Genomic DNA, 18,246 nt, shown 5'->3' with positions numbered 1-18,246 from the left:
ATCCTTACTTGCGCTTGCCAGATCGTTTTTTCACTTTCGAAGGATCATACCCACCACCTCCCGGCCCAAGCGGCACAGGGGCCGTCGCCTTTTTCCGGACGGCACCTGGTCTTGGAACTGAAGATGATGGTGGTTCGATGCCAAGCTGTAGCGCTTCCAGTCGTTTGACCTCATCTCGCAACCGCGCTGCCGTCTCGAACTCCAGATCGGCAGCCGCAGCCCGCATCCGCTTCTCCAGATCCGCTATGGTTTCATCGAGATTCTTGCCGACAAACTCATCCGCCTCAGCGCCTTCTGTCGGCGTAACCGTTACGTAATCCTGTTCAAAGACTGAATTGACGATCTTACCAATGTGCTTGCGCACGCTCTGAGGGGTAATGCCGTGTTCTTCATTCCATGCCGCCTGCTTCTCGCGTCGGCGCGCTGTCTCCTCGATGGCATAGCGCAGACTCTCTGTCATTTTGTCGGCATACAGAAGGACACGGCCGTCCACATTACGGGCCGCACGACCAATGGTCTGGACCAGCGACGTTCGTGAACGAAGGAAACCCTCCTTGTCGGCATCAAGAATGGCGACAAGCGAACATTCCGGAATATCCAGTCCTTCACGAAGAAGATTGATCCCGATCAGCACGTCGAAGACACCCAGCCTCAGATCACGAATGATCTCGATACGCTCCAAGGTGTCGATATCAGAATGGAGGTAGCGCACCTTGAGGCCAGCTTCATCAAGATACTCGGACAGATCCTCGGCCATCCGCTTGGTCAGTACCGTGACAAGAATACGGCCTCCCTTCCCTATCGTATCCCGACACTCAGCCAGAAGATCGTCAACCTGACGATCCACGGGCCGCACTTCGGTCACCGGATCGATCAGTCCTGTTGGACGGATCACCTGCTCGCTGAAAACACCTTCCGTACGCGCCACTTCCCACGGCCCAGGCGTCGCACTGACAAAGAGAGTCTGCGGACGATAAGCCTCCCACTCCCCGAATTTCAGTGGCCGGTTATCGAGACAGGACGGCAGGCGGAAACCGAACTCGGCCAGAACTGATTTGCGGGCATGATCTCCCCGTTCCATTCCGCCGATCTGCGGCACCGTCACATGGCTCTCATCCACGATCAGCAATGCATCTTCGGGCAGATATTCGAAGAGTGTCGGAGGCGGCTCACCCGCCTGGCGCCCCGAAAGATAGCGGGAGTAGTTCTCGATGCCTTTGCAGACACCGGTCGTTTCCATCATCTCGAGATCGAAGGTCGTCCGCTGTTGGAGCCGCTCGGCTTCCAGCAGTTTTCCTTCCTCGATAAATTTCGCCAGTTGCTGTTTCAATTCCTGCTTGATGCTGACGATCGCCTGATTGAGCGTGGGACGCGGTGTCACATAATGGCTGTTGGCGTAGAGGCTGACTTCCTGCAGGTCGGCCGTCTTCTCCCCCGTAAGGGGATCGAACTCGATGATCTGATCAATTTCGTCGCCAAACAGTGAAACACGCCAGGCACGATCTTCGTTCTGAGGAGGAAAAATATCGATACTTTCGCCGCGCACACGAAACGCACCACGCACGAACGCCGCATCGTTACGACGATACTGCAACTCCACCAGCGCCTTGATCAGTCTGTCGCGATCGATTTCTCCCCCAACCTCCAGCCGCACGACCATGCGGGAGTAGGTTTCAACAGAGCCGATACCGTAAATACAGGAGACGGATGCGACGATGATCACATCATTGCGTTCCAGCAGCGCCTGTGTGGCGGCGTGCCGCATCCGGTCAATCTGCTCGTTAATCTGGCTGTCTTTTTCTATGTATGTGTCCGAACGCGCGACATAAGCCTCGGGTTGGTAATAATCATAATAACTGACGAAATATTCGACCGCATTGTTCGGAAAGAACTGCTTCATCTCGCTATATAACTGTGCAGCGAGTGTCTTGTTGGGTGCGAGAATGAGAGCGGGCTTCTGCGTTGCCTCGATCACCTTCGCCATTGTGAAGGTCTTGCCCGAACCGGTTACCCCAAGCAGAACCTGATCACGCAGTCCGTCCTGCACACCCGCCGATAACTCCCGGATCGCCGTCGGCTGATCACCCGCAGGCTCATATTCCGCGACAACCTCCATCCGAAAGCGCTTCTCTTTCGGAGGCAAGCGTTCCGGTTGAAACAAGAGCGCGGGGTTACCTTCGAGGGAAGATCGGGTGCGGGAAGCCATTGTTAGAAGATGGGCTTTCTAGCCAGTGGCCGCAAGAGACGGAAACGGGAACCATGAAGGTTCCCGTTTCCCATACTCACCAGAAGAAGATGGCGTTTACTTACGCCACCATCCTGTGCGCGGTTTTGCAGCAGGCGTCTCGTCATCAATCACAGTTGGCTTGACGACCACTGCTGGCTTACGGGTGCTTTTGGGCTTCACCGCAACGGCTTCCTTGACAGCAGCAGGCACCTCGGCTTCGGCCTCAGTAGCTGTAACTGTAGCCACCTCACCGTCATTCGTCTCAGCAGGCTTACGACGCGGGGAACGACGACGCCCACGAGCAGGCGCTTTCTTTTCCTCATCCACAACGGCAGCGACCGGCTCGCTTTCCGGCACCGCTACGATTTCCTCAGCAGCGACAGTGACTTCAGGCGTCTCCATCACGGCTTCGGTGCGTGGCGCATCCCGTCGGCTACGGCGACGGCGACCCGCACGCGGTTCCTTCGTCGCTACGTCGTGAGTGACCTGCTCCTCAGCATGCGCTTCTGCCGACACGACAGGCTGCTGCTCTTCTTTCTTCTCGGCAACAACCGGAACCTTCGGCGGCGTAGCGGAAGACGCGAACTCTTCCTGCTCCATCATGTCGAAGATATCGAAACTGCCTCCGAACGGATCCGCCGGAGTAGGGCCACGCCATTTCGGAGGAGCTGGAACTGGAGCAGCCACAGGGGCAACCGGAGCACGCTCTTCGCCTGCACGGTTCTGGCGGGGAGCGCCTGTCCCGTTCTTGCGTGAATAGCGAGTCCGCGCGCGTCCCGGCACCAGGTTCTCACCGTCAGCGGCGACGTCCTTGCCAACTGCCTGCTGCTTCCCTTCCGCTCTCGCTTCGATTTTCGGAGCAACCGTTTCGTCCGCATCGTCGGAAGCTGCGACCTGTGCATTTCCAGCGGTCTCTTCACGCGAACCCCGACGCCGACGACGCCGACGACGCCGACGGGTCGGTGTTTCCTCTTCAGTGCGGTCCTCTTCCGGAGTTTCGTCCGCTCCATCAGGATGACTGACCTGACCAACAGGCGCCGCCTCCACGGGAGGCGTATCGCTTATGGCGATAGAACGGCTGCGTGACGGCTTTGGCTCTGCGCTTGGCTCATCTGCGACCAATACCTGCTGATCCTCTTCAACCGGCAGCAAGGCATCCTCACCCTCGGATGCAGGAGTATCAAAGACAGCAGTCTGGGCACGTCGACGTTCGATCCGGATTTCCGGAGCTGGCAGTCCGGCGTCAGCCGCGAAGACCACATGCATCTTGTGCCGTGTCTCGATGGCAGTCAGCCAGTCACGCTTGTTGTTGAGGATATAGAGGGCGATTTCACCCGCCACATACACAGCGATCTCCGCAGCGCGGCGCTGGCCGCCTTCGTCCTCAATTGCCCGAAGAACGTGCAGGGCAGAACTCTCGATGCCGCGCACAATGCCGGTGCCCTGACAGTGCGGGCACGACATGAACGCTGATTCCGCCACCGACGGACGCAGCCGCTGCCGGGACATTTCCAGCAGGCCGAAATGCGAGATACCACCAACCTGAATCCGTGCCCGGTCATGACGCAGGGCATCCTTCAGACGACGCTCGACCTGCGCATTATGGCGGCGGGCCTCCATGTCGATGAAGTCAATGACGATCAGCCCCGCGAGGTCACGCAGACGAAGCTGTCGGGCCACTTCATCGGCGGCCTCAAGGTTCGTCTTGACCGCGGTTTCCTCGATGTTGCGCTCCCGGGTCGCACGACCGGAATTGACATCGATGGCCACCAGCGCCTCGGTCTGGTTGATCACCAGATAACCGCCAGAGCGAAGCTGCACGGTCGGCGACAGCATACCGTCAAGCTGACCCTCAACGTGATAATGGCTGAAGAGAGGCTGGTTCTCCTTGCGCCACAGCTTCACTTTAGGTGCGCTCTGCGGCATCAGCATCCGCATGAAGTCGCGCGCGGAGCGCCAGCCGGGCTCACCGTCGACCAGAATTTCATCGATATCGCGGGTATAGACGTCGCGGATGGCGCGCTTCACGAGGCTGGCTTCTTCGTAGATCAGCGCCGGAGCCACGGAGTTGATCGTGTGCTCGCGGATCTGGTCCCACAGATGAAGCAGATATTCGCAGTCCTTCGTCACCTCCGGACGTGGGCGCTGGGCCCCGGCCGTGCGGACGATCATGGCCATGCCACGAGGCAGTTGCAGGTCTGCGATGATGTCGCGCAGACGCTTACGATCGGCCACGGAGGTGATTTTGCGGGACACGCCACCGCCACGCAGGGCGTTGGGCATCAGCACACAGTAGCGACCGGCCAGTGAAATGTAACTGGTCAGCGCGGCGCCTTTGTTGCCACGCTCTTCCTTGACGACCTGCACCAGTAGGATCTGGCGGCGGCGGATGACTTCCTGAATCTTGTAATTGCGCAGGAAGCGGGCCATGCGCTTCTGCACCATATCTTCTTCGCCGGTGTCAGTCTCTCCACCGACATAATCCGGCGTCTGAGAGTTCTGGCCGTCGGACTCTTCATCCGCTCCGCCGGAGGCCGCCTGAGCCTCGCCTTCACCGCCATCAGATGAGTCCGCCGTGGAATCAGCCTCGATAGCCTGCTCCGCGCGCTCTTCTTCGAGAGCGGCCTCTTCTTCCTGAATAGCGAGCAGTTTTTCCCGATCCGCTACAGGGATCTGGTAATAGTCAGGATGGATTTCGCTGAACGCGAGAAAACCATGCCGGTTGCCACCGTATTCGACGAACGCCGCCTGAAGGCTCGGCTCGACCCGAATAACTTTGGCTAGATAGATATTACCCTTGAGCTGCTTCCTGTTGGCGGCTTCAACGTCATAATCTTCAAGACGGTTTCCGTCCATCACGACGACGCGGGTTTCTTCCGCGTGGGTCGCATCTATCAGCATACGCTTGGTCATAAAAAGAGAAACTCCGGTGTCCCGGCGCTCTTCCAAGCGGGCGCAGCCGACCAGTTTCAGGCCGGGCGCCGCGCGGGAGCGCTGCGGGTAAATCGACTATACGATCTGGGATAAGAGGCGTGAGCGACGCACGGGAAACTGCGATACAGGCTTGACGGCCCAGCAACGACAACTGGCCAGCGATGGAAGACTTTCGTTTCCCGCTTGTGTCCCGTCGTATCGTACTGTCCAGACCTGCTCTCATCCGCCCCTGTCGATCAGCGTAAGGTGAACCCTGATCCAAAGCGAGACCGACCTTAATCATGCGGTGCGATCGACCCGGATCCGGGCGGCGCGGACAATCGTCACAAATGGTCCACGTCTTGCCAAACATGACCTAAAGAAAGAAAGGACGCAAGACACCAGCTGTGACACCGTGCAACAGCGCCTTTGCGCACCGCAGCATACAATCCACAACATCCTGACATAATTGACGTTCATTAATGACTTCCCAACACCGACATGACAAAATCCATTAAATTTCGCCCGGGATGCGGCTGATGGTTCACGACGGAAAGAACGAGCTGAAAATTTTGTCTGAAAGCCCCCTGCTGCCTTGCGGGACATTCCGTCAGGGTGTGACCCCCGACGCATCCTCCAGCCCACTCGACTCACCTTTCAGGCGCAAGCTCCTGCTGCTTGCCGGACTGTCTTCTCTACTGCCCATTTCGGCCGTCGCCCGCACCGCAGCAGCAGCCCATACGAAGCCTCACACGCCGCTCCACGCTCCAGCGATCCTGCGAAATGTCAGGCCGCCCCCGCCTCTGGTGATGCTTGATCCCGGCCACGGCGGCAAAGACCCGGGCGCGATCGGCTATTCCGGCACCTACGAAAAACATGTCTCCGAAGCCGCGGCGGCGGAACTGGAGCGTCAGCTTCTTGCCACGGGGCGTTACCGTGTCGCCCTCACACGTTCCAGCGATCGCTTCATCCCTCTCGAAGGCCGGGTGGAAATGGCGCAGGCGCATAAGGCTGCCCTTTTCATCTCCATGCATGCGGATGCCCTGCACGATCCTGACGTCCGTGGCGCAAGTGTTTACACACTGGCGAGCGCCGCCTCTGACTCACAGAGCGCCCTGATCGCGCAGAGCGAGAATAGTGCGGATCTGTTCGGTGGGCCGCATGTTCACGCGACCTCTCCGGCCGTGCAACAGATCCTGGCCAGCCTCGTCACCGAAGAAACCCGTCGCGGTTCAGCTCACATTGCAAATTCGGTGGTTTCGTCCTTCCACTCGCGGATTGCCCTGCTGCCCCATCCGCAACGCCACGCAGCGTTTGTCGTTCTGAAAGCTGCGGACATTCCTTCCGTGCTCGTGGAGATGGGTTTCATGTCCAACCGGAACGATGAAGCAGCTCTGAGACAGGCAGGGCACCGCGCCATGGTCGCGGGGGCGATGCGGGACGCGGTGGATCGTTATTTCGCCACAACCCGCATCGGGATAGGGTGATGGCCCCATCCATAATCTGTACCCGCTTCGAAGCTTAGGAAAACTAATGAATTTGTTCGCTCAACCGCCTGCCCGTCTGCTTGCCGTCCTTCTTGGTGTAACGACCCTGGCCACCACGCCCGTCTGGGCCAGAACTGTTTCTTCCGTATGTGACAACAGCGGCTTTCTGGATGCCCAGAAGAATTACGAAAATGGCGGGCGACGGGGCAATGTGCCCGTTCATATCTGCGGTCAGGTTGTCGCAGTTTCAGAAAAAGCGAAACATACGCGCAGCGGATGGCATGGATACTTCTATGTGAATGTGGGTCAGGGGGTCTCCATCCGCATTGTTTCCAATCTGGATGAGATTAGCGGCGCGAACTGGCCCTGGGTCCGTGATGGAGACATGGCGGACGTTGTGGGCCGCTACTATTATGATTCCCCCCGTCGTCAGGGGATCGACTGGACCCATCACGGCACTGGCCGCTCATGGGATGTGCCCGGCTATGTCATCGTCAATGGCAAACGGTTCGACTGAAGCGCCTGCCAGCTGACGCGGGTCGCGCCTGCGTCAGCTCGTTTTCACGTTCACGCTTTGCTTCACGTTTTTCGGCAACGGACCGTCCCTGCGAAGATTGTTCCATGACAGGAAGCAATCGCAGAGAAAAGTGGCCAGTGCCGCCACTGTGCTGAGCAGGGCCGCGCCGAACAGCAGGACCAGCCACAGCGCGATCGAAGCGTCGCGAACGCTGCCCAGAAAAAGAACAAACGCCGCTCCGCAGGTCATGGCGCCAGCCAGTCCGCCGAACATGATAGCGACATCCAGCACCATCATCCGTCGCGCCAGACGATTGAGATGGTGAGAAAGATTACGGCGAGCATGCTTGTCCTGCTCGGAGTCCAGCAGATCCGATGCTTTTTCGATCTGATCGGCGACACGGCTGGAGCGTGTATTCAGCAGGTTCAGCAACGTGCCAACACCTGACAACATGAAAACCGGGGTCAGGGCCGTCTCGATCAGATGAGCGACATCCCCTGCGGAATCAGAGGCAAGAGCAGAAAGAGGGAGGGCCATAGAAAAAGCAACCAGTCGCAGCAGAAAGGTCGGTTCGTAACGGGTGTTGCCCTGAAGTTCAAACCGCGAGGCAGCGGTGCCCCCGCACCCATCCGTCGGAAGACAGAGAATGCGAGGGGGAAACATGCCAGCAGACGCGTGGAATTTCGGCGTCTGCCGGGACGTCGATTACAGCGCCGCCAGAACCTTGATGCCACCCAGAATAGCATTCGGAATTACCGAAGTTTCGCCCGGACGCATTATGTATTCAAAGACCGGCTGGATCACGAGCCCGGGCACGACCGGGATACCGTAATAGGCTTCCAGTGTCGCGGCGTGCGTCTGCGGCCCATTGACGAACGATCCGAGGGACAATCCCGCCATCTGGTTTAAGCGTTGCCCTTCAGTCATGCGGTTACTGATCTGATAGTATGAATACATCACACCGAAACGATCAAAAGGCCGATAGGGCAGAATACCCAGCAGGGAAGCGCCGAAATAGACCTGATCTGACCAGATGGACACGCTCGGCGTATTGTGGATGTAGCCAGCCAGCAGATATCCGCCCGCCATCTGATGATCTCCGCCCTTGCGGTAAACCATCTGATCGGCCTCGAAATAGAATGTATCACGAGGACGATCTTCATGAACGGAGGCCACATTGCGGTAGGCGGAGGGCACTGAGCCTATGATATCATCATAACGGGTCGTGTCATGACCAAACCCGATCTTGTAATGACCCGGCAGTTTTTCGCGACCGAAAAACGGCTCCCACCCCAGTTCGATCGGCAGCATGACGCCTGTATGCTGTTCGCTGCCCCACGCCCATCCCGAGGGATTAGACGTGAGAGGTCCCGAGGCATAGACGCCCGTCGTGAGAATAAGATCGCGTGTCGGACGCACGCGCACCGTGCCTCCCCATGACGCCTTCGGATAAACGCTCCACCCGGCCTGCGATTTGAGCGCGACAGGCGCGGAACACTGGATCATGAAGGTGCAGAGCAGCACGGAGGTCGCATATGTATGCGTGAGCGTGATGCGACCGATATTGATGTTGACCTTATTCTGGAGAAGGGCCTTTTCCAGATAGATGTCGGCCAGATGAGCGGCCATGTGACCGGACAGGCTGTACACCTCGGAGAGGAGGATGCGGTGTTCGCCCACATGGTCGTAGCTGACCTCGCGGCCTGCACGCTCCATCATCACGGCATGCAGCATCCACCCGTTCCAGCCAATAAGTTTTCCCAGATCGAACCGGGTCGTCAGGGTCAGTTCGTGAGCATAGGACATGCCCTTCGTCAGACCGCCACCCGTATTCGCGAGCGATTCCTCCTTATAGGCAAACTGAAAACTGAAACCCCGGTCCTGCAACCATTTACGACCGGGCTGCAATTGCGGAACAAGATTGCCGAAGGTCTGGGCCGGAACGTAGTAACCTGCCGACAGATCGCGCTCGCGCAAAGCATCCTCGTTGCTGTTCAGGAGAGACGAAATACTCTCCGTATCAAACAGGGCCTCCAGCCGCTCGGCTGGCGTCATCGGCGTTTTTTTAGGCGCCTTGTGCGCGGGCGCATCGTAAGGACCGACCTTCGCTTTTCCGCCGCCCACATTCACGACAGGCGTGATGACGGGCTGCACGGCAGGCGTGATGACGGGCTGCACGGCAGGCCCCTCCTCCGCTCGTGAGGATGAACACGATACGTAAAAAATACCTGCTGCCAGCAGGCAAAAAGACAGCCAGCGGGGGCTGCGGGATGAACGCAAGACAGACTCATGGCTGTCGAGGTGCGGCGTTGTTTTTTTGTTTTTCATTACCACTTTCTCGCCTCGAGACTTCAGCGCGTACAATGGTTTCCAAACAAATCCAACATACCGGCTTATTCTTTCAGCAATCTTCCGTGACTCTGTTGCAAAGGAAACACAGAGAATGCCTCACGAATAAAAGCTGAAAACCGTAGTAAAAAACTCCACCTCCACCTTATTCAAAAACACGCTTCCAAAGCATGCGAATGGAAATCGATATAATTTTCATTAAAAGTTAAATTATACCATTCACAAGAGCGCCTATACACGCGCTCCAAGCATCAGGTAATTTTTTGCCTGTATTGGCTAATTTCCTTAAAACAATTACCATTCATGCCTCACCCGCCCTTTCCCATCGCCACTTTCTCCTTGACTCCCTGCGGCCGCAACTCCTATCCATTACATAATAACTTTCATAAACTATGAAAGATAAAATCATGTCAGATACTGCTCTTGCCGCTGCCACGGCTCAGATTGAGAAAGCCCGCCGGGACAGTGCGCTCCGTCCCGTTGTCCGGACTTTTTTCGATGAGGAAACTTTCACCGCGACGCACGTGGCGTATGACCCGACGACCCGCAAGGCGGCCGTCATCGACAGCGTCCTGAATTACGAAGCCGCCTCCGGTCGCACCCGTAACAGCTCGGCGCAGGCCGTGGTGGATTATGTAAGACAGGAAAAGCTGGAGGTAGGCTGGCAACTTGAAACGCATGCCCACGCGGATCACCTGTCCGCCGCTCCCTGGCTACAGGAGCAGATCGGCGGCAAATTGGCGATTGGCGCTGATATCCGGCGCGTGCAGGACGTGTTCGGCAAGATTTTCAATGCAGGCACAGCCTTCGCGCGCGACGGTTCGCAGTTCGACCAGCTTTTCCATGACGGAGAAACGTTCACGGTCGGCTCCCTGCCCGCGATAGCATTGTCCGTTCCCGGGCATACCCCCGCAGATATGGCGTATATCATCGGAGATGCGGCCTTTATCGGCGATACGCTTTTCATGCCTGACTATGGCACTGCCCGCGCCGATTTTCCGGGAGGAGACGCCCGCCAGCTCTACCACTCGATCCGGCGGCTGCTTTCACTTCCCCCGGAAACACGTCTTTTTCTCTGCCACGATTACAAAGCGCCCGGACGTGACCAGTTCGCATGGGAGACAACAGTCGCAGCCGAACGCAGCGGTAATATCCATGTGCATGAAGGCGTCCCGGAAGATGAGTTTGTCGCCATGCGGACAAACCGGGACAAGACGCTCGGCCTGCCAAACCTGATCATGCCGTCAGTCCAGATCAACATACGGGCTGGACATATGCCGGAACCCGAAGACAATGGCGTCAGTTATATAAAAATCCCGGTAAATCGCCTTTAATTTATTGATCCATAATATTTTTTCAGACTCAGGAAGCCTCCATGATGACACCGCGTTACCTTACGAACTCATTCGCCGTGACCTCCCAGCTTTCGGTGGAGGACATCGCCGAAGCCGGGCGGCAGGGATTTCGTGGCATCATCTGCGCACGGCCTGATGCGGAAGAAACCGGGCAACCGACCGCAGCCGCCCTCGAACTGGCTGCAGTCGAGGCTGGCCTGACTTTCGAAATGATCCCCGTAAGGACCGGCACACTTCCAGAATCAACGGATATCGACCGGGCGCGGGTCACACTGAAAGGCGTGGACGGCCCTGTGCTCGGCTATTGTCGCAGCGGCAACCGGGCCGGGCAGCTTTGGGCCCTTGCCATGGCAGACTCTTTGGCCGCCGATCAGATCCTTGCGGCAGGCCGTCAGGCAGGCCTGGATTTTTCTCCACTCACCACGCATCAGCAACATGCTTCGGCCACCCGGGCTCCTGCGGCAGGAAGCAGCATGCGTCGCTTCGATGTGGTCGTCATTGGCGGTGGTGCGGGCGGACTGGCGGCAGCCTCCGGAATGCTGCGCCGCCGCCCGCGCACGTCTGTTGCTGTGGTAGAGCCATCAGAAGAGCATTTTTATCAGCCTGGCTGGACACTGGTCGGGGGTGGCATTTTTCGTTCAGCCCAGACGCGCCGCGCCGAAGCCTCGGTCATGCCAAAGGACGCGGACTGGGTAAAAGCACGGGTCGAGCGTGTCTTTCCGGATGACCGGCAGGTTCTGCTGTCGGACGGCACCACCCTGTTCTACGAGATTTTAATCGTTGCCGCTGGCATCACGCTGAACTGGGCGGGCATCGACGGACTTTCCGAGACGCTTGGCCGCAACGGAGTGACCTCCAACTATCGCTACGATCTCGCGCCCTACACATGGGAGCTGGTGCAGTCGATGAAAGGCGGCAACGCCATTTTCACGCAGCCGCCCATGCCCATCAAATGTGCGGGTGCACCTCAGAAAGCCATGTATCTGGCGTGCGACGCATGGCGCAGGAAAGGCATCCTGAACCAGATCAATGTGGAATTCGACAATGCCGGTGGCGTGCTGTTCGGCGTGCCTGAGTTCGTTCCGGCGCTAATGGAATATGTCCGGACTTATGGGATTGGTCTGGAGTTCTCATCGCGCCTCACAGCCGTCAATGGCACCCGCAAGGTGGCGACATTCGAGCGCAAGACCGAGGCTGGCATCGAGCAGGTCGAGCGTCCTTTTGACATGCTGCACGTCGTGCCGCCGCAAATCGCTCCGTCCTTCATCCGGGAAAGCGGCCTGAGCGATGATTCCGGTTTTGTCGCAGTCGATCCCGGAACATTGCGTCACAAAAGCTATCCCACCATCTTCGCGATCGGCGACAGCGCAGGGACAGGCAACGCCAAGACGGCGGCTGCAGTTCGCAAGCAGGCTCCCGTTGTCGCGCTGAACGCCATTGCCGCGCTGGATGGAAAGCCGCCAGTCGCGACCTATGATGGTTATGGCGGCTGCCCTCTGACGGTGGAAAACGGCAAGATCGTTCTGGCGGAATTCGGCTACGGCGGAAAACTGCTGCCGACCCTGCCGAAATGGCTACTCGATGGCACTCATCCTTCGCGTCTGGCGTGGTATCTGAAAAAGGACGTCATGCCGCTTCTCTACTGGGAGATGCTGAAAGGCCGCGAAGTCATGGTCCAGCCGACCAAAATCTCCCGAGGCTGACATGCCGATCGATGCCGCGCATGTAGCGCTGGAGTTGCTATCCGGCGTGCTCGTCGGCTTCACACTGGGCCTCATTGGCGGTGGCGGGTCGATCCTTGCCGTCCCGCTGATGGTCTATGTCGTTGGTGTGCGTGACCCACACGTGGCGATTGGCACCAGTGCGCTTGCGGTCGCCGCCAACGCCCTCATGGGGCTGGCGCAGCATGCCCGGCAGGGAACGGTCAAATGGAGATGCGCGGGGGTGTTCGCCTCCTGCGGCATTGCGGGCGCTTTCCTCGGGGCGCGTCTGGGCAAGGCCATGGACGGGCAGAAACTGCTCATCCTGTTCGCACTCCTCATGATCGTCGTCGGCATTCTCATGTTGCGCGGGCGGCACAATGTGGGATGCGAGGGCGCCAGCTGTAATCGGGAAAATGTCGGCAAGGTGGCCCTCTTCGGGGGCGGCACTGGCCTTTTATCGGGGTTCTTCGGGATTGGCGGCGGTTTCCTGATCGTCCCCGGCCTGATGGCGTCCACCCATATGCCGATCCTGAATGCGGTCGGCACATCGCTCGTTGCCGTCGCCGCATTCGGTGTCAGCACCGCACTGAGCTACATGCTCTCAGGCTATATCGACTGGAATCTCGCGGCGCTGTTCATTGTTGGCGGACTTCTCGGCGTGTGGGGAGGAAGCCGCGCCAGTCGCATCGTCGGCGGTAAGAACGGACAACTCACGACAATCTTTGCCGGAATCATATTTGTCGTGGCGTTTTATGTCATCTGGCGGAGCATCCAGGCGTTCTGACACCTGAAACGTCAGGACGATGGCGGTCGATTCAGGCGCCATGCGCTTTCCAGCGCCTCCACCATCGTCATCGACGTTTCGCTCCAGGTCCCCTCGGTACCAGCAGGTCGAACCAGAGCGCGCCAACTACCGGCCCCGCGTTCAATCTGCACTTCCCAGTCTTCCGGCACTCTTCCCAGCACACGCTCAAGACGCTGCGCCGGAGTGGCTGGTTTTGCGTAATTATGCCCCATCCGTCATGTCTCTCCGGTTTTTCCCGCACCAAACTCGGCTCTGTAGTCCAGAAATGTCGCCACCCCTCTTTCCAGACGCACCTCAATTCCTGCTGGCAGCGGAATTGTCAGTGTGACCGGAAGCACGGCTGGCGCAATGTTGCCCATCATAAGCTGGTAACGGACATTGCGTCATCGCATCCGACAAGCGATGCTGTTCCCGAAGCGCCGCAACCCTGCCACCAAACCCACTTTGACCCCGTCCGGCGTAAGTTAGCTCTTGCATCTGCTCAAATCCTGTGATCAAAGTGCCACCGGGCTTGACGGAGCGTTGGCGAGGGCAGCCATACGAACGTTCCTGCGTAGCAGGTGACTTTCTTGCCTTCCGACAACCGAGTAATCTTGGTTACGAAGCGAGCAGCCTGAAACTCCTTGATCGAGGCGTGATTCAAGCTGCTACCAGCCGTTCAAGGAACAAACTGATCAAAACGCAAGAAGGTCTCGTGGTAACGCCATGAATATAAAACGCATGCGCAGCCGTCATAATCGTCCAAGCGGAAGCGGAAGTAGCAGCGGTAGCAGCAGCGGACGCAGCTTTAATGGTCAAATCCCGCTAAACCGCAATCATGTGTTCGACAGCAATGGACCGGAAGTGCGGGTGCGCGGAACGGCACAGCAGCTTTTTGAGAAATATCTCCAGCTTGGACGAGATGCGACCAGCAGTGGTGACCGCGTCACGGCAGAGGCATATTTCCAGCACGCCGAACATTACTTCCGGATTCTGAATGCTATGAATCAGGCGGCGCAGCAGGCGCAGCAAGAGCGTCAGGAACGCACTGCCCGGCCACGCACCCCTTACCAGCAGCAGCAGCAGGACGCCGAAGCACCTTCGGAAGAGGAAGGTGGCAACAACAACGGCCAGCCCGACAATACTGCCGAGGCTGAAGAAGCTTCTCTTTAGCATCGCCTTCAACACCCCCAGCATGAGCTTCGCGATTGAAGGATTCTTCCTGTGCGAAGCTCATGCTGGGGGTGCAGGTTTTCATGTGGCATCTGGTAGACACTTGAAGAGATGACCAGTGCAAACACGTGATTGTAAAGCTTTACTTCTGCTCATCACTGGCCGGTAAAGCTTGTTCTTCATGAAAATACCAAGAGAGCAGAGCATCCAAAAGGATGAATCTCCACTCCTTACTTTGTGATTGCGGTTCTTATGCCTCGGCCTGTTTCAGGATGATGGGTTCAGCAGACACGGCATTTGGCAAACGCCCCTCCTTCCATCCGTTCATGACGTAATGCACCAACGGCCATCGGCCGTAAAAATTGTCGGTTGCAACGTCCGGGTTCGCATGCGCGTAAAATGCCGCATCGAATTGCTCGAAACGATGGACGCTTTCGCAATCTGCTGAAGAATGAACGAGATAACCGGCAGGCGGTCGCAACGGAAGCTGAACGCCGCCTTCTCCAAGCAGCAATCGCCAGTCCACGCCGAGGCGTTCGAAATGTTCCCGAATACCCGGAACATAGACATCCGCGTGATCGCGATACTGCTGGACGAACTCTTCTTCCGTTGATTGAAAGTAGGAATAGAGATGCTGTCCCTCCAATGTGGGGGTGACAGTGGCCGGATCGGCATCACCGATGAGATGACGTAGCTTTTCAAGGGCTGCGGCCTGAATATCACTGAAGTGTGGACGATTATGGAGATGCAGACAGGCAAGCGGCGCCTGCACCCAGTGATAAGGATAAATGGTCCTGGCAGAATGAAAGCCGTGGTCCAGCGAAACAATGGAACCGGCTGCCAGAACGGGACGCGTCACGATCTGCGGCAGGAAATAACCCGGTCGGGAAGGCACGTTCAGCAGGATGCGGTCATTTATGAAAGTCGCCTGCCTCCCCGACATTGTCTCGAGTGCTGACAGCACAGTTCGCTGATCCCACGCCAGATGATCGGTGAGAGCCACGATGAATTCGTCGCAATCGAGCGGGAAAGCAAAGTCATATCCGCCTTCCCGATCCCACCTGCGGATCACGTCCGCAATCACGTCTCCCTTATGAATAAAGTCATCCCTTGAGGTGCGATCCCATATGACCGTTACACCACGCTTTTCGTAGCGACGGAGGATATTGCGCACGACAGGATCATCGGAGCCATTGTCAATGACCGTCAGAGCAGAAAACCCGAAAAGGGAAGCATGATGCAGCAACCAAGGCTCCAGCAACGTCCGCTCGTTTTTCTGCATGGTAATGCAGCGGGCAACGGGAGATGCGTAAGCGGACTGCAAGACCTGTGACATGGAAAACTGCCTGCAATGGAAGAGAACTGAGTGGACAGGCAAAACCGGGATGGCTGTCCCTCTCCCCTGTCCTCTCGAAAATCACTATCTGGTGCTCCAGCAACATTCTTTTCTCAACACATGCATAATAACAGCCTCTCTCCGGCCTTCACCTGACAGACTCCAATATCCACCCAATGCACGCCAGCCATATCGAACAGATATACATCTCACCGCCCTGGCCTCTGCCAACGCCTCGCCGTCCGCTCTATGGTGAAAGGCAAGACTGGCTTCTGCCAGAGAACAAAGGACATTCCGGTTTCCCATGACTGTTCAGCCTTCAGCCAATCCAGACCTCATTTCGTCCCTCCAGACCATCGTTGGCCACGCCCACGTTCTGACGAGTGATGCCGCGACCTATCGCTTCACGCACGGTTTCCGCTTCGGTGCGGGGAAAGTGCTGGCCGTGATCCAGCCCGGCTCGCTCGTCGAACTGTGGCGCGTGGCACAGGCCTGTGTGGCGGCGGACAAGATCATCATCATGCAGGCCGCCAATACCGGCCTGACAGGCGGCTCCACGCCGGACGGCAACAATTATGACCGTGACATCGTCCTTATCAGCACACTGCGCCTTGATCGCGCCCATCTGATCGGAGATGGCAAGCAGGTCGTCTGCCTGCCCGGAGCAACATTGTACGAGCTTGAGAGCAAGCTGGCCGCCGTAGGGCGGGAGCCGCACTCCGTCATCGGCTCGTCCTGCATCGGCGCCTCCGTCCTCGGCGGTGTGAGCAACAACTCCGGCGGCGCACTGGTCCAGCGTGGGCCTGCTTATACGGAAATGGCGGTCTTCGGGCAGATCGGCGTGGACGGGCAGCTTCGTCTCGTCAACCACCTTGGCATTCAGCTTGGCAACGATCCGGAAACTGTTCTGACCAAGCTGGAGGCAGGTGCTTTCACGGATGCCGACATCGACTGGAACGCCGGTCGGGGGCATGACGGGAATTATATCAACCACGTTCGCGAGATCGACGCCGACACCCCTGCCCGCTTCAATGCCGATCCGCAGCGGTGGCATGAAGCGGCAGGATGCGCGGGCAAACTTGTCGTCTTCGCAGTGCGCCTCGACACCTTTCCGGCAGAGAAAAACACCAGCGTCTTCTATATCGGCAGCAACAACACCGAGGAACTGGAAGACCTGCGCCGTCATGTTCTGACTGGCTTCGACACGCTTCCCATCGCAGGCGAATACATTCATCGCGACGCCTTCAACATTGCTGAAAAATACGGCAAGGATACGTTCGCAGTGATCCGGTACTTTGGCACGGAGTTCCTGCCGAAGATGTTTGCCATGAAGTCGCGCTCCGATATCTTTGCCCAGAAGTTCAGCTTCCTCCCCGACCATCTCAGCGATCGGCTGATGCAGGCGTTCAGCCATTTTCTGCCGCAGCAGCTTCCCAAGCGGATGCTGGAATATCGTGATCGCTTCGAGCACCATCTGATGCTGAAGGTGTCGGCCGAACTCACGGAACCGATGCAGGCCTATCTCAAGGACTTTTTCGGAAAAGCGACGGGCGAGTATTTCGAGTGCACCGCCGATGAGGGTAAACGTGCTTTCCTGCATCGCTTTGCCGCCGCCGGTGCCGCAGTGCGTTACCGCGCCGTTCATCACAAGGAAGCCGAAGACATCGTGGCGCTTGACGTTGCGCTGCGTCGTAATGACCGCGACTGGTTCGAGCATCTCCCGAAGGAGATCGAGGACAAGCTGATCGTCAAACTCTATTACGGTCACTTCCTGTGCCATGTGATGCATCAGGATTACGTGGTGAAAAAGGGTTATGACGCCATGGAGGTCGAGCACTCCATGCTGCCGGGCCTTGACGAACGGGGGGCGAAATACCCGGCCGAGCACAATGTCGGTCATCTTTATTATGCGCCGAAAGAGATGCTGGACCATTACCAGTCACTCGATCCCTGCAACTGCCTGAATCCGGGCATCGGCAAGGCGACGAAGAAAAGAAACTGGGTCGCGGAAAGCGTTTAACTTAAACCAGAGTATGGTCAAAAATCAGTTCCGGAAAATATTTCGGAACTGATTAGGTCACGTTTACGAAAGCTCTCTTTGAGATCTGCTTCAGAATAAGAGCGGGCAAGCTGAAGAAATATAGTCCGCTCTGAATCAGGTCTTTTGTCAACGCGCCCCAGAGCATTTCTTCTGAACTCAGGTTCAGAAGAAATGCTCTAATCCATTGTTTTCGGAGCATCTTTATTCGCTCAAATGATTCCATTTAAACAGGATCTGCTCTAGATTAAACCTTAATTTTTACACTGAATAAGAAATATCACTCTTACTTTTCCGTAATTACCATAACCATTATGCTTAATAAAAACATGCTTAGCAGCATCAAAATGCTCCGCAGTTTTAT

13 protein-coding genes are annotated in these 18,246 nt (G+C 57.3%); 7 read left to right on the top strand and 6 right to left on the bottom strand.

Annotated features, from left to right (window positions below; translation table 11 throughout):
- Positions 1-4 precede the first annotated feature (4 nt).
- On the bottom strand, positions 5-2,206 hold the full coding sequence (uvrB, locus tag GOB81_RS07850; protein WP_173569837.1) for an excinuclease ABC subunit UvrB: 2,202 nt from the start codon (positions 2,204-2,206) through the stop codon (positions 5-7).
- A gap of 96 nt (positions 2,207-2,302) precedes the next feature.
- A complete protein-coding gene (locus tag GOB81_RS07845) occupies positions 2,303-5,140 on the bottom strand; it encodes an Rne/Rng family ribonuclease (protein ID WP_173569836.1) in 2,838 nt (945 codons plus the stop codon).
- A gap of 539 nt (positions 5,141-5,679) precedes the next feature.
- On the opposite strand from GOB81_RS07845, the gene GOB81_RS07840 reads away from it, so the two are divergent.
- Positions 5,680-6,627 carry an N-acetylmuramoyl-L-alanine amidase family protein gene (locus GOB81_RS07840; protein WP_173569835.1) on the top strand — a complete coding sequence of 316 codons (948 nt, stop codon included), beginning with the start codon at positions 5,680-5,682 and terminating at the stop codon, positions 6,625-6,627.
- 46 nt (positions 6,628-6,673) lie between these two features.
- Complete coding sequence (locus tag GOB81_RS07835) at positions 6,674-7,144, top strand: DUF3465 domain-containing protein (RefSeq protein WP_173569834.1); 471 nt, start codon at positions 6,674-6,676, stop codon at positions 7,142-7,144.
- Positions 7,145-7,177: 33 nt separating this feature from the next.
- Here the strand turns inward: GOB81_RS07835 and GOB81_RS07830 are convergent, their stop codons facing one another.
- Both GOB81_RS07830 and GOB81_RS07825 read right to left on the bottom strand, forming a co-directional pair.
- Positions 7,178-7,681, bottom strand: a complete 504-nt coding sequence (locus GOB81_RS07830) for a DUF2721 domain-containing protein (protein WP_173569977.1) — start codon at positions 7,679-7,681, stop codon at positions 7,178-7,180.
- A 168-nt stretch (positions 7,682-7,849) separates the two neighbouring features.
- Positions 7,850-9,199: a carbohydrate porin gene (locus tag GOB81_RS07825; protein ID WP_173569976.1), complete on the bottom strand. Its 1,350-nt coding sequence runs from the start codon at positions 9,197-9,199 to the stop codon at positions 7,850-7,852.
- A 701-nt stretch (positions 9,200-9,900) separates the two neighbouring features.
- On the opposite strand from GOB81_RS07825, the gene GOB81_RS07820 reads away from it, so the two are divergent.
- The 3 genes from GOB81_RS07820 to GOB81_RS07810 are packed head-to-tail and all read left to right on the top strand — an operon-like array spanning position 9,901 to position 13,335.
- Complete coding sequence (locus GOB81_RS07820; RefSeq protein ID WP_173569833.1) at positions 9,901-10,827, top strand: MBL fold metallo-hydrolase; 927 nt, start codon at positions 9,901-9,903, stop codon at positions 10,825-10,827.
- A gap of 41 nt (positions 10,828-10,868) precedes the next feature.
- Positions 10,869-12,551: a TIGR01244 family sulfur transferase gene (locus GOB81_RS07815; RefSeq protein WP_338421334.1), complete on the top strand. Its 1,683-nt coding sequence runs from the start codon at positions 10,869-10,871 to the stop codon at positions 12,549-12,551.
- Between the two features lies 1 nt (position 12,552).
- Positions 12,553-13,335 carry a sulfite exporter TauE/SafE family protein gene (locus tag GOB81_RS07810; protein WP_173569832.1) on the top strand — a complete coding sequence of 261 codons (783 nt, stop codon included), beginning with the start codon at positions 12,553-12,555 and terminating at the stop codon, positions 13,333-13,335.
- 11 nt (positions 13,336-13,346) lie between these two features.
- Here the strand turns inward: GOB81_RS07810 and GOB81_RS07805 are convergent, their stop codons facing one another.
- Complete coding sequence (locus GOB81_RS07805) at positions 13,347-13,568, bottom strand: hypothetical protein (RefSeq protein WP_173569831.1); 222 nt, start codon at positions 13,566-13,568, stop codon at positions 13,347-13,349.
- A 493-nt stretch (positions 13,569-14,061) separates the two neighbouring features.
- On the opposite strand from GOB81_RS07805, the gene GOB81_RS07800 reads away from it, so the two are divergent.
- Positions 14,062-14,508 carry a DUF4167 domain-containing protein gene (locus GOB81_RS07800; RefSeq protein WP_173569830.1) on the top strand — a complete coding sequence of 149 codons (447 nt, stop codon included), beginning with the start codon at positions 14,062-14,064 and terminating at the stop codon, positions 14,506-14,508.
- 250 nt (positions 14,509-14,758) lie between these two features.
- Here GOB81_RS07800 and GOB81_RS07795 read toward each other — a convergent pair whose 3' ends face one another.
- Positions 14,759-15,844: a glycosyltransferase family 2 protein gene (locus GOB81_RS07795; protein WP_173569829.1), complete on the bottom strand. Its 1,086-nt coding sequence runs from the start codon at positions 15,842-15,844 to the stop codon at positions 14,759-14,761.
- 304 nt (positions 15,845-16,148) lie between these two features.
- Here GOB81_RS07795 and dld point away from each other — a divergent pair, with 304 nt between their 5' ends.
- Complete coding sequence (dld, locus tag GOB81_RS07790) at positions 16,149-17,864, top strand: D-lactate dehydrogenase (RefSeq protein WP_173569828.1); 1,716 nt, start codon at positions 16,149-16,151, stop codon at positions 17,862-17,864.
- Positions 17,865-18,246 lie beyond the last annotated feature (382 nt).

This window comes from Acetobacter conturbans (assembly GCF_011516755.1).
Lineage (GTDB): Bacteria > Pseudomonadota > Alphaproteobacteria > Acetobacterales > Acetobacteraceae > Acetobacter > Acetobacter conturbans.
This window is presented reverse-complemented; position numbering and strand designations above follow the sequence as displayed.

Excerpts from the sequence above, each read along its gene's own strand:
- GOB81_RS07810 (WP_173569832.1), top strand. The coding sequence starts at position 12,553 with ATGCCGATCGATGCCGCGCATGTAGCGCTGGAGTTGCTATCCGGCGTG.
- GOB81_RS07815 (WP_338421334.1), top strand. The coding sequence starts at position 10,869 with ATGATGACACCGCGTTACCTTACGAACTCATTCGCCGTGACCTCCCAG.
- dld (WP_173569828.1), top strand. The coding sequence starts at position 16,149 with ATGACTGTTCAGCCTTCAGCCAATCCAGACCTCATTTCGTCCCTCCAG.
- uvrB (WP_173569837.1), bottom strand. The coding sequence starts at position 2,206 with ATGGCTTCCCGCACCCGATCTTCCCTCGAAGGTAACCCCGCGCTCTTG.
- GOB81_RS07830 (WP_173569977.1), bottom strand. The coding sequence starts at position 7,681 with ATGGCCCTCCCTCTTTCTGCTCTTGCCTCTGATTCCGCAGGGGATGTC.
- GOB81_RS07820 (WP_173569833.1), top strand. The coding sequence starts at position 9,901 with ATGTCAGATACTGCTCTTGCCGCTGCCACGGCTCAGATTGAGAAAGCC.
- GOB81_RS07795 (WP_173569829.1), bottom strand. The coding sequence starts at position 15,844 with ATGTCACAGGTCTTGCAGTCCGCTTACGCATCTCCCGTTGCCCGCTGC.
- GOB81_RS07835 (WP_173569834.1), top strand. The coding sequence starts at position 6,674 with ATGAATTTGTTCGCTCAACCGCCTGCCCGTCTGCTTGCCGTCCTTCTT.
- GOB81_RS07800 (WP_173569830.1), top strand. The coding sequence starts at position 14,062 with ATGAATATAAAACGCATGCGCAGCCGTCATAATCGTCCAAGCGGAAGC.
- GOB81_RS07805 (WP_173569831.1), bottom strand. The coding sequence starts at position 13,568 with ATGGGGCATAATTACGCAAAACCAGCCACTCCGGCGCAGCGTCTTGAG.
- GOB81_RS07840 (WP_173569835.1), top strand. The coding sequence starts at position 5,680 with ATGGTTCACGACGGAAAGAACGAGCTGAAAATTTTGTCTGAAAGCCCC.
- GOB81_RS07845 (WP_173569836.1), bottom strand. The coding sequence starts at position 5,140 with ATGACCAAGCGTATGCTGATAGATGCGACCCACGCGGAAGAAACCCGC.
- GOB81_RS07825 (WP_173569976.1), bottom strand. The coding sequence starts at position 9,199 with ATGACGCCAGCCGAGCGGCTGGAGGCCCTGTTTGATACGGAGAGTATT.